Genomic DNA, 10,566 nt, shown 5'->3' with positions numbered 1-10,566 from the left:
GGATATCGTCGAACAGCAGCGCGAAATGCGTCACGCCGAGGTCCAGGAGCTGGTCGAGCCGGCGCTTCAGCGCCTCGAGGTCGCTTGCGTCCGAATAGACGACATCGAGACACGGGGCGATCGCCACCATGAAAATGAGCTTCCGCGCGCGTGCCGCGTCGACCAGCTCCTGGAGTGCTGCGGCTTCCGCCGCGTTGTAGAGTTCGCGCCAGCGGGCACGGATCTTGATGTCGTCCTTGGGCCCGTAGACGAAGCTGTTCATCCCCGCATTGGCGATCCAGTCGAGCATTTCGACCCGCTGCGGATGCGTCCACGCCCGACCGTAAAACCCCTCGATGACCCCCGACAGGAACGTCGTCGAGGCTTTGGCGCGCCCCGCCCCCTGTCGATCCGGCTGATCCAGCAACACATCCAGCGACCAGCCGGAAAGCCCCGGCGGCGAGACGGTGACATTCGGAAAGTCGTGCACAGTTCCCATCTGGTTCAGTCCATCGCTGTTGCGGTGAGCCCGGCGATCACATGCCGTTGCAGGACGAAGTAAAGGATCAGGATCGGCACCGTGGTGATGGTCAGTGCCGCGAACACCAGTGAATAGTCGGTGCTGTGGTAGCCCGAGAACCGCACCAGCCCAACCGGCAGGGTGCGCTGCGCATCGTCGGTGACGAACAGCAGCGCAAACAGCAGCTCGTTCCAGATGCTGATGGTGTTGAGCACCACCATGGTCAGCATGGCCGGCCACACCATCGGCACCGATACATGCCAGAAGATTTCCCAGGTATTGGCGCCATCGAGCCGCGCCGCTTCCTCCATGTCGGGGCGGATCGAAATGAAATAGGCCCGCATCAGGAACACCGTGAACGCCAGCTGCCAGGCGGCGCCCGGCAGGATCAGCGCCCAGGGGGTATTGAGCAGGTGCATGTCGCGCAGCTGGGTGAACAGCGCGATGGCGACCGACGGCGGTGGCAGCAGCAACCCGATCAACAGGATCCGGTACATCAGCTTGCGCCCCGGAAACTCCAGCCGGGTGAAGGCGAAGGCGGCGGCCGTGGCGAACAGCACGCACATGCTCACCGCGACCAGCGTCACGAACACCGAGTTGAAGTAGAGCGTGCCGAGCCCGCCCACCTGCCAGGCCTCGACGAGGTTTTCCCAGCGCCACTGCGCCGGCAAGGCGAAGGGCGAACGGAAAATCTCGCGGTTCGATTTGAACGACGAGTAGACCATCCAGATCGCCGGGTAGAACATCACGAGGACAATGGCACCGGCCACCCCGAACTGCAGCCATTCGGCCGTACTGCGACGACGTTCAGTAGCGCGTGACATTGCCGCGCTCCGAAATCTTGAGATAGGCGATGGAGATCAGCGACACGACCAGCGTCAGCACCACGGTGAGGGCTACGCCATAGCCGATCTGGTTCTGGTCGAAGGCCTGCTTGATGATCCAGGTCGCCGGCACTTCCGTCGCCCCGAACGGCTGCCCGTTGGTCATGGTGAAGAACAGGTCGAACCCGGCAAAGCCGCCGGTCACCGCGAGCAGGATGCAGACGATGACGTTCTGCTTCAGCATCGGCAGGGTGATGGCGGTGAACTGCTGCACGCCATTGGCGCCATCGAGCCGCGCCGCCTCGTAGAGATTGCGCGGAATGCGCCTGAGCGCCGCAAAAAAGATCACCATGTAGAAGCCGGCATATTTCCAGCCCGAGACGATGCAGATGAACAAGAGTGCCGTTTCCGGCTGGGCCAGCCAGGGCTGCGCCCAGTCGCCGAGCCCCACCGAGCGCAGCGTCGAGTTGAGCAGACCCGTGCGGTAGTCGAGCACGAATTTCCACAACACGCCCGCCGCCGACATCGACAGCACCACCGGCGCAAAGAACATGCCGCGCATCAGCGAGAAGCCGCGCCGATCCGAGTTGAGCAGCACCGCCATCACCAGCCCGAACGTCACCTCGAAGACGAGCGTCGCGGCGATGTAGAGCACGACATGGACGAACGACATGAGGAACGTCGGGTCGGTCAGCGCCCGGGCGAAATTGGCGAACCCGGCCCAGCGCGGCATGCTGAAGCCATCCCAGAAGGTGAAGGCGTAGTAGACCGAGGCGCCGAGCGGCAGCAGCACGAAGGTCGCGAATAACAGCATCGCAGGCGCCGCGAACAACAGGTTCGCGGCGCCGGTGCTGATTGGGGCCGAGCGGTCTTGCAAAATCTGGCGCCGGTTACTGCTTGCCCATGGCGGCGAGCGTCTCGTCGAGCCAGACCAGCGCGTCCTTGGCGCTCTTTTCGCCCGACGCGGCAAAGGCGGCTGCCTGGTAGAAGGCCTCGGCCACCGGCACCGGGTATTTGTTGTCGGGCGGCGGCACGATGCCCGAAGCGCCGCTCATCAGCGCCAGCATCGCCTGGGTCTGCTCATCGAGCTTGGCCTTTTCGCTGACCCCCTGCACGGGGCTCATCTGCCCGCTCTCCGCCCACTTGATCTGGCTCGCCTCCGAGGTCAGGAACTTGAGGAACTTGATCGCTTCGGCCGGGTGCGGCGCGTTCTTGTGCACCACGAGCCCGGTGATGGTGCCGATTACGCTGTTGGCGAGCGGGTGCGCCGGATCGATCACCGGCGTGTTGAACTGGCCGTACTCGAAGCCCTCGTCGGCAAGGTTGCCGGTCTCCGACACCAGCCACGAGCCGATCGGATGCATCACCGCACCTTCCTGGAAAAACGTCGCCATCGCCGGATCGGCGCCCAGCGCCTGCATGTCCTTGTTGAACGCGCCGACATTGTGCAGGTCGACGAGCAGGTTCAGGGCCTTTTCGAAAGCCGGCGTATCGAACTTGGCTTCCTGCTTGAACGCCGCCACATACTCGTCCGGCGGCACCACCATGGCGGCGATGTGGCCGGCCCAGTTGCCCAGCGGCCAGAACTCGTTATTGCCCTCGACGATCGGCGTCTCGCCCGCTTCGGCCAGCGTCTTGTTCAGCGCGACGAACTCGTCCCAGCTCTTGGGCGGCGTCAGGTTGTGCTCGGCGAAGATTTTCTTGTTGTACCAGATGGTGTTGGTCAGATCGAGCGACAGCGGCACCAGGTACGGCTTGCCATCGACCATGGTGCCGGCGCCATCGGTCCACACGGCCGGCGAGAAGCTATCCTTCCAGCCATCGGCCGCCATCGCTTCGCTGAGATCGTAGGCATAGCCGGCGGCGACGTCGCGCTGCACCGGAAAGCCTGCCCACTCGAAGAAGATGTCGGGCACCTCGTTGCTCTTCAGCTGGGTGATCTGCCCCTGGTTGGAATACTGATCGTCGTCGAACACGATCTCCTTGATCTTGATGTCGGGATTGGCAGCCTGGAAATCGGCAATGATCGAATCGAGCGCCTCGCGGCTCGCCCCGCCGGTGATGGAGTGCGTGAAACGCACTTCGGTCTGCGCCATCGCGGCCGTGGTCAGCAGCAGCAATGCGGTCGCTGTGGTCAGCGCCAATCTTTTGGCCATCATCGATAACACCCTGTTTTCGCCCCAAGTTTCTTGACAGTTATCTCACCTGCCAACTGGTATGTTATTGGTTTAAACCAGTTTGTCCAGCGTCCAAAAGTCCTGCGACATTTCATCCAACCCGCTTGCCAACGCCAGTCCAAAATCATACCAGTTGCGATAAGAACAACCACGGCTGACCGGTCGGAGGACGCTTGGACTTTTACGCGGCGGTACGCGAACGGATGGAGGCCCGGCACGGCCCCTTGGGCGAGCGGCTGCGCAACGCGCTGACCGCCGTGCTCGATTCGGGCGCCATCGCTGCCGGTGAGTCGCTGCCCTCCGAACGCGAGATGGCCGAGGCGCTCGCCGTCTCCCGCTCGACCCTGCGCCAGGGACTGAAGGAACTGGCGCAGCAGGGTATCATCGCCACCAGGCCGGGCGCCGGCACCGTGGTGGTGGGGCGCATTCCCAAGGCATTGTCGCAGCTTTCCGGCTTCACCGAAGACATGCGCCAGCGTGGCCTCGAGCCCACCTCGCGGGTACTCGAATGCTCCATCGGCCGGGTCGGCGCCGACGCGGCCTTTCGCACCGGGCTGCCGCTCGGCTCGCCCATCCTGACGCTCGTCCGCCTGCGCCTTGCGGGCGGCGAGGCCATCGCGCTCGAGCGCGCCGTGGTGCCGGTCGAAGCGGTAGGCGCCGACTATGATGGCTCCGGTTCGCTCTACGAACGCATGGACGCCCGCAACGCTCGCCCGCACCGCGTGCTGCAGAGCCTCTCGGCCACCGAAGCCGACGAGACGCTCGCCGCCCAGCTCGGCATCCGGCCCGGCGCCGCCGTGCTCGAAGTTTCACAGCTCGGCTACGGCCTCTCCGGCACTGTCGTCGAGGATGCAATGACCTGGTATCGCGGCGATCGGTACAAGTATGTCGGCGAGATCAGAGGCTAGAATGACCATCCCGCGCCAGCGCTATCGCGACCAGCTCGCCATCATCTTCGACCGTATCCTCGGCGAGCAATCCGACGCCCTCGACGCGGCGCGCGACGCCGTCGCCACGGCGCTCGGCACCGACCATCTGGTCTATGTCGCCGGCTCCGGCCACTCGCACCTCATTGCCGAGGAAGCCTTCTATCGCGCCGGCGGTATCGCTGCCGCCCAGGCCATCCTCGATCCCGACCTGATGCTGCACCTGGGCGCCGAGCGTTCGACGCTGCTCGAACGCGAAGCCGGCCGCGCCGAGCGCGTACTGGCCGACTATCCGGTCGAAGCCGGCGACGTCGTCTTCATTGCCTCGAACTCCGGCCGCAACGCCTATCCGATCGAAATGGCGCTCGCCTGCAAGGCGCGCGGCGCCACCACCATCGCGCTCACTTCGCTCCGCCACGCGCGCGCCATCACCTCGCGCCACGGGTCGGGCCAGCTCCTCTATCAGGTCACCGATCTGGTGCTGGATAATGGCGGCGAGTATGGCGATGCGGCCCTCAGCGTCGGCCACGACCTCCGCATGGGGCCGACCTCGACCATTGCAGGGGTGTTCATCCTCAACGCCGTGCTGGCAGAGGCTGTCGACCAGCTGTCGCACAACGGTGTCGATGTTGATGTCTATCAGAGCGCAAACATGCAGGGCGCCGAAGCCGCTGCAGAGGAAATGATCCGCCGGTGGCAATCGCGGATCAGGGGGCTGTAGGGTCGTCCGGGCAGGCGATTCTACAGCCTCGACTTTTTGTGGTAATAGAATACCGCGAAAACTACTGACGGACGTTGTCAGCAGGCAGGCTGCAGCCTGGGGCCTCCAACAGAGGAGACATCCCATGCCCGTCCAGCACCTCAATCCCGAAACCCTGCACTCGAACCCGGTCTTTACCCAGGCCATCCTCGTGCCGGCAGGCACACGCACCCTGCTGATCGGCGGACAGAACGCCGTTGACAGATCGGGTGAAATCGTCGGCAAAGGCGATGTGGCGGCGCAGTCGGCTCAGGCGCTGCGCAACCTGGCGGCCGTGCTCGAGGCGGCCGGCGCCAAACTGGAGGACCTGGTGAAAGTCACCGTCATCATCGATCACACCGCTGACCTTCGTGCCGCCTTCGGCGCCTGGATGAGCCTGTGGGGTACGCGCGCCAACCCGCCCGCGGTCACGGTGCTCCGCGTCGCCGGTCTCGCCAACCCTGATTACCTGATCGAGGTCGAAGCCCAGGCGGTGCTTGCATGAGCCCGGCGCTCCGGCCATTGCGCAAGCGCGAGGAGATGCCGGACTTCGTCCGCGATGCGCTCGAACGCTCTGGCCTCCGCGCCGCCTACGAGGCTCGCCCGCCCTACCAGCGCAACGACTACCTGCTCTGGATCAACAAAGTGAAGCGCGAGTCGACCAAGCACAGGCACCTCGCCCAGATGCTCGAGGAACTGGAAGTCGGCGGGGTGTACATGGGGATGAAGTGGAACGGGTGAGGGGGTAAGCGGTGCCCGGTTCGCCCCTCACACTCGATGTCATCCCTGCGAAAGCAGGGACCCATTTATCCGCTCGTGCGGGCTGTGAGTTGGGTCCCTGCTTTCGCAGGGATGACACCCGGTGGGTGGGGCGAGGCCTTAGACAATCTCGGGCGGCGCACTTACCGATCTCCGAAAGCATGGCCCCCCTCCCCGCTTGCAGCCCGGCTCGCATCCCCCTACACCCTCCGAACCAAATCCGAGGGGGTAGCCGTGGACTACGCGTTTGCATTCAAGCCGGGTGAGCTCGACCGCGTGGCGCACCTGCGCGCCACCGACGAGACTCGCAGCGATCAGCAGGCCAGGACGCTGGTGTTCTGGCGCGGCAAGCTGCTTGCCGATGTCGAGGGCCGCCCCGCTGCCGTGCCGCTCGACCACCCGGCGCTCTCCGACAGCCGCGAGGCGCCGCTGTTCGTCGGGCTGACGCCGGATGGTCCGCGGTTCGCCGCCGACCTGCCGCTCTGGTCGCCGCCCGAGGACGCCACCACCATCGGTCAGTTCATCGACCAGAGCCAGCAGATCCACCCCGGCTTCCCGGATCTGAAGTTCATGGAGATCCGCGGCCTGATGCCGACGCTCACCCGGCTCGAAGGCGAGACCGTCGCCACCGGCCGGGCGCTGATCAACTGGCACTCGAGCCACCGCTTCTGCGCCAATTGCGGCCAACCAAGCGCTGTCGAGAGCAGCGGCTGGGTCCGCAAGTGCCCGCAATGCGGCACGCAGCACTTCCCACGCACCGACCCGGTGGTGATCATGGCCATCACCCGCGGCGACCTGCTGCTGCTCGGCCGCAGCCCGAGCTGGCCCGAGCGGATGTATTCGCTGCTCGCCGGCTTCGTCGAACCCGGTGAGACCATCGAGGCGGCAGTGCGCCGCGAAACGCTGGAAGAGAGCGCCATCAAGGTCGGCCCGGTGCGCTACGTCTCATCGCAACCCTGGCCGTTCCCGATGTCGCTGATGTTCGGCTGCCAGGGCGACGCGCTGAGCGAGGCGATCACCGTCGATCCGGTCGAACTGTCGGACGCCCGCTGGGTCAGCCGCGATGACGTGCTGCAGATCCTCGCCGGCACCCACCCCGAAATCAATCGCCCTCGCCCCGGCGCCATCGCCGGCGCCCTGATCGAAGCCTGGGCCCACGGCAAGCTGCTCGATCCGGAGTACTGGGGGAACTAGCGGTTCACGCCATCAGTGAACTGGGGGCTATCCTCCCCACCGCTGTCATCCCTGCGAAAGCAGGGACCCAATTCCCAGCCCGCGCCAGCGGACAGATGGGTCCCAGATTTCGCTGGGATGACATCGAGTTGGTGGAGGCAGAGTGCCTAACTTAACGCCGATGTTGCTGGAACCACGAGGTCGCCGCCACCCGCCGGCGTCATCCCCGCGAAGGCGGGGGACCCAGTGCGATCCCTCAGCCTCCACCTGCGTTGAAGCATCCCACTGGGTTCCCGCCTTCGCGGGAATGACGCCGGTGGTTGGACAGGCCTCAGCGCCGAGTCCACTCCCCGCAGCCCGTCCCCTACTTCCCGCCCACCACATCCGTCGAAAAATGCACATACGGGAACAGCTCGGGCACGTGCGAATCCCACACCCCGTGTGGGCTCCACGCCCAGCCGCCGGAATCCTCGGCCGGTTTGGCCGCCCGATAGGTGTTGAAGCGTGAAAAATCCATCCGCCAGGTGTCGCCATCGCGCGGCGGCAGGGCGCGGCCGTCGGTGGCGAGCGGGCCCATGCTGGCCCAGGGAATGGCGATCTCCGCGGTCCAGCCGCGATCGCGATCGGTATTGTCGTTGAGCGTCCCGTCGATCGAGGCCGCGGCCCTCAGCCCCGGCATGTCCCAGTTGAACAGCCCAAGCCGCGTCCCCCTGGGGTGCTTGTCGAACCCTACTCCGTTCCAGGGCTTCGCCCCCGGCGCGCTGCGCGAGAACTCCGGCGCCTTGCTGAAGCCGGCGCGATCATGGGCATCGTCCCAGACGAAGAAGGCCTCGTAGATCGTCCCCAGCGCGTTGAGTTCGAGTTCGTAATAGGCATCGGCGCCGGCGACGAACAGTTCGACGTCGTTCTCGCTCCAGATCAGCGCATCGCGCTCGATGAGCCTGGCCTCGACGAACGGCTCCTCCACCCAGAACCCGACATAAAGATGCGTATCGTCCCACAGCACCGCGGCGCGCGTATCGTGCACCGTGGGCTTGCCGCTGATCAGGTCGACAAAGCGCGGCGAACGCGGCGCCAGCCCCCAGGCCGCCTCATCGAGCCGACCGTCGATCGCCGGCGGCTCGGCGACGCGATAGGCGGTGTAGTGCGCGATGCGGTCCTCGGGCCAGGGGAACTGCCAGTTCGTGTTCATGGCGTCTCATAACTCCCGGCCGGCGGATAGGCATGCACGCCGCCCTGCCAGTCCGATACTGCGTAGCTGCCATCACCCGTCGGCTCGACATTGCTGGCCGCGATCGGCGCCTTGCCGTAGCCGCCTGGGATATCGAGCACATAGGTCGGCTGGCAGAGCCCCGACACCCGGCCGCGCAGGCCTTTGACCAGCGCCTGCCCCTCGGCGATCGACAGCCGGAAATGCGCCGTGCCCGGGGCCAGGTCCGGGTGGTGCAGGTAATAGGGTTTGACCCGCATTTCGACGAAGCCCCGCATCAGTTCGGCCAGAATGTCCGGATCATCGTTGATGCCGCGGAGCAGCACCGACTGGCTGAGCATCACCACGCCCGCATCGACCAGCCGCCCCGCTGCGGCCCGCGCCGCCGCGGTCAGCTCGCGGGGGTGGTTGGCATGCAGCGCCACATAGGTGGTCTTGCCGCTGGCTTTGAGCGCCGCGATCAGCTTGTCGTCGACCCGCTCCGGTTCCACCACCGGCACCCGGCTATGGAAGCGCACGATCCTGACGTGCGCGATGTCCCTGAGCCGGATCATCATCTCTTCGAGCCGGCGCGCCGACAGCACCAGCGGATCGCCGCCGGTGAGGATCACCTCCCAGATCTCGGGATGGTCGGCGATATAGCCGATGGCGGCATCCATCGCCTCGGGCGCCAGCGTCCCGAGCCCTTCCGGCCCCACCATCTCGCGGCGGAAGCAGAACCGGCAATAAACCGGGCAGACATGCACGGCCTTCAGCAGCACCCGATCCGGATAGCGATGCACGATTCCTTCGAGGGGCGAATGCGAGAGGTCGCCGATCGGGTCGGCCCGTTCCTCCGGCGTGGTGCTGAGCTCGGCGAGATCGGGCACGAACTGCCGCGCGATCGGATCGTCCGGATCGTTGCGGTCGATCAATCCGGCAACCGTCGGGGTCACCGCAATGGCATAGCGCTTCCCCACCGCCTCGGCTTCATCGAGCCGCTCGCCTGCCAGCAGCCCCGCCGAAACCAGGTCCCTGGCCGTCCGGATCGCCCGATCCTGTTTCATCTGTCGCCTCCGACCACCGGCACCCACAGCACATCTTCGATGCGCCGGGCCCCGACCGCCAGCATCACCAGCCGGTCGAAGCCGAGCGCCACGCCGCTGGTCTCATCCATCAGCGGCAGCGCCGCCAGCAGTTCCTCATCCAGCGGATAGGTTTCGCCATAGAGCCGCTGCTTCTCGTCCATCTCGGCGGCAAAGCGGCGGCGTTGCTCGGGGGCATCGGTGAGCTCGCCAAAGCCATTGGCCAGTTCCACCCCACACGCGTAGAGTTCGAATCGCTCCGCCAGCCGCCGGTCGTCGGCGGTGCGCCGAGCCAATGCAGCCTCGGCCGCCGGATAACGATCGAGCACCGTCACCCGCCCGAGCCCGAGCTTGGGCTCGACCTTTTCCACCAGCACCCGGCTGAACAGATACGACCAGGTGTACTCCCTCGGTACGTCGAGCCCGACCCGGCGCATCTCGGCCGCGAGGGCATCGGCGTCGGTTTCGCCCCCAGCATTCATTGTCGCGAACAGCTCGACCCCGGCGTACCGGCTGAACGCCTCGACCACGCCCAACCGCTCCGGCTCGGCGAACGGGTCGCACTCCCGTCCCCTGAACCGCAGCATCGGCACGCCAATGGTCTCAGCTGCAAGTCGCAACAGTGCTACGCAATCGGCAATCACCGCGTCATACGATTCTCCCGCCCGATACCACTCGAGCATGGTGAACTCGGGGTGATGCAAGGCACTGCGCTCGCGGTTGCGCCAGACATGCCCGAGGCTGGCGATCCGACGCTCGCCTGCTGCCAGCAGCTTCTTCATCGAGAATTCCGGCGAGGTGTGGAGATAGAGCGTCTCCCCCAGCCCGTCATTGCCGATCGCCGTGGTGGCAAAGGCATGGAGATGGGTTTCGTTGCCGGGGCTGCGCTGCAGGCCCGGCGGGTCGACCATCAGGAAGTCCTGCTCGCTGAGATAGCGGCGCACTGCGAGCTCGATCCGGTTGCGCGCCAGGAGCGCCGGGCGCCGGTCGGCATGCACCGAGGGCGTCCACCACGGCGAGATCGGCGGGACTGGAGGGGAAGCGGGCACGGCGACGTCTTTCGGCTCGGGACTGGCGGTTTTCGCGGAATTAGGGTATCGGCGGCACCGATACATCAGATTAGCGCGTTCGGCCCGGCCTTTTGCTGCCGCTCTCTAGGCCCTCGCCAACCGTTGAACAAGGAAGAACTAATGGT

General features: G+C 65.8%; 12 protein-coding genes. 5 read left to right on the top strand and 7 right to left on the bottom strand.

The window, feature by feature from the left end; translation table 11 throughout:
- From VGV07_RS04965 to VGV07_RS04950, 4 genes are all read right to left on the bottom strand, one after another.
- Window positions 1-478: beta-N-acetylglucosaminidase domain-containing protein (locus VGV07_RS04965; protein ID WP_326867584.1), on the bottom strand; the 478-nt coding region annotated here is incomplete at its 3' end.
- A 5-nt stretch (window positions 479-483) separates the two neighbouring features.
- The gene (locus VGV07_RS04960; protein ID WP_326867583.1) at window positions 484-1,323 is read right to left on the bottom strand and encodes a carbohydrate ABC transporter permease; all 840 of its coding nucleotides are present in this window, start codon (window positions 1,321-1,323) and stop codon (window positions 484-486) included.
- Window positions 1,307-2,137, bottom strand: a complete 831-nt coding sequence (locus tag VGV07_RS04955; RefSeq protein WP_326867582.1) for a sugar ABC transporter permease — start codon at window positions 2,135-2,137, stop codon at window positions 1,307-1,309. The genes VGV07_RS04960 and VGV07_RS04955 overlap by 17 nt, the downstream gene beginning before the upstream one ends.
- A gap of 76 nt (window positions 2,138-2,213) precedes the next feature.
- Window positions 2,214-3,482, bottom strand: a complete 1,269-nt coding sequence (locus VGV07_RS04950; RefSeq protein WP_326867581.1) for an ABC transporter substrate-binding protein — start codon at window positions 3,480-3,482, stop codon at window positions 2,214-2,216.
- Window positions 3,483-3,673: 191 nt separating this feature from the next.
- On the opposite strand from VGV07_RS04950, the gene VGV07_RS04945 reads away from it, so the two are divergent.
- The 5 genes from VGV07_RS04945 (at window position 3,674) to nudC (ending at window position 7,118) form a co-directional block, all read left to right on the top strand.
- Window positions 3,674-4,408: a GntR family transcriptional regulator gene (locus VGV07_RS04945; protein ID WP_326867580.1), complete on the top strand. Its 735-nt coding sequence runs from the start codon at window positions 3,674-3,676 to the stop codon at window positions 4,406-4,408.
- 1 nt (window position 4,409) lies between these two features.
- Complete coding sequence (locus VGV07_RS04940) at window positions 4,410-5,147, top strand: SIS domain-containing protein (protein ID WP_326867579.1); 738 nt, start codon at window positions 4,410-4,412, stop codon at window positions 5,145-5,147.
- Between the two features lie 124 nt (window positions 5,148-5,271).
- Entirely contained in the window at window positions 5,272-5,670 is a 399-nt protein-coding gene (locus VGV07_RS04935; RefSeq protein WP_326867578.1) for a RidA family protein, read from the top strand.
- Window positions 5,667-5,906 carry a YdeI/OmpD-associated family protein gene (locus VGV07_RS04930; protein ID WP_326867577.1) on the top strand — a complete coding sequence of 80 codons (240 nt, stop codon included), beginning with the start codon at window positions 5,667-5,669 and terminating at the stop codon, window positions 5,904-5,906. The genes VGV07_RS04935 and VGV07_RS04930 overlap by 4 nt, the downstream gene beginning before the upstream one ends.
- Before the next feature lie 252 nt (window positions 5,907-6,158).
- Complete coding sequence (gene nudC, locus VGV07_RS04925; RefSeq protein WP_326867576.1) at window positions 6,159-7,118, top strand: NAD(+) diphosphatase; 960 nt, start codon at window positions 6,159-6,161, stop codon at window positions 7,116-7,118.
- A 343-nt stretch (window positions 7,119-7,461) separates the two neighbouring features.
- Here nudC and VGV07_RS04920 read toward each other — a convergent pair whose 3' ends face one another.
- From VGV07_RS04920 to epmA, 3 genes are read right to left on the bottom strand one after another with little or no spacing between them, the layout of a single operon-like run.
- Window positions 7,462-8,289, bottom strand: coding sequence for a carbohydrate-binding family 9-like protein (locus VGV07_RS04920; protein WP_326867575.1), 828 nt, complete (start codon window positions 8,287-8,289; stop codon window positions 7,462-7,464).
- Window positions 8,286-9,353 (bottom strand): lysine-2,3-aminomutase-like protein, encoded by a 1,068-nt coding sequence (locus tag VGV07_RS04915; protein ID WP_326867574.1) that lies wholly within the window; start codon window positions 9,351-9,353, stop codon window positions 8,286-8,288. Before VGV07_RS04915 ends, VGV07_RS04920 begins: the two co-directional genes overlap by 4 nt.
- Window positions 9,350-10,420, bottom strand: a complete 1,071-nt coding sequence (epmA, locus tag VGV07_RS04910) for an EF-P lysine aminoacylase EpmA (protein WP_326867573.1) — start codon at window positions 10,418-10,420, stop codon at window positions 9,350-9,352. Before epmA ends, VGV07_RS04915 begins: the two co-directional genes overlap by 4 nt.
- Window positions 10,421-10,566 lie beyond the last annotated feature (146 nt).

The sequence above is a fragment of the Devosia sp. genome (genome assembly GCF_035944845.1).
Lineage (GTDB): Bacteria > Pseudomonadota > Alphaproteobacteria > Rhizobiales > Devosiaceae > Devosia_A.
Note: the sequence above shows the minus strand (reverse complement) of the source record. Positions and strands in the feature narration are given on the sequence as shown.

Bases quoted from the DNA above. Each gene is read 5' to 3' on its own strand.
- VGV07_RS04930 (WP_326867577.1), top strand. From the start codon at position 5,667: ATGAGCCCGGCGCTCCGGCCATTGCGCAAGCGCGAGGAGATGCCGGAC.
- VGV07_RS04960 (WP_326867583.1), bottom strand. From the start codon at position 1,323: ATGTCACGCGCTACTGAACGTCGTCGCAGTACGGCCGAATGGCTGCAG.
- VGV07_RS04915 (WP_326867574.1), bottom strand. From the start codon at position 9,353: ATGAAACAGGATCGGGCGATCCGGACGGCCAGGGACCTGGTTTCGGCG.
- VGV07_RS04940 (WP_326867579.1), top strand. From the start codon at position 4,410: ATGACCATCCCGCGCCAGCGCTATCGCGACCAGCTCGCCATCATCTTC.
- VGV07_RS04955 (WP_326867582.1), bottom strand. From the start codon at position 2,137: ATGCTGTTATTCGCGACCTTCGTGCTGCTGCCGCTCGGCGCCTCGGTC.
- VGV07_RS04935 (WP_326867578.1), top strand. From the start codon at position 5,272: ATGCCCGTCCAGCACCTCAATCCCGAAACCCTGCACTCGAACCCGGTC.
- VGV07_RS04950 (WP_326867581.1), bottom strand. From the start codon at position 3,482: ATGATGGCCAAAAGATTGGCGCTGACCACAGCGACCGCATTGCTGCTG.
- VGV07_RS04920 (WP_326867575.1), bottom strand. From the start codon at position 8,289: ATGAACACGAACTGGCAGTTCCCCTGGCCCGAGGACCGCATCGCGCAC.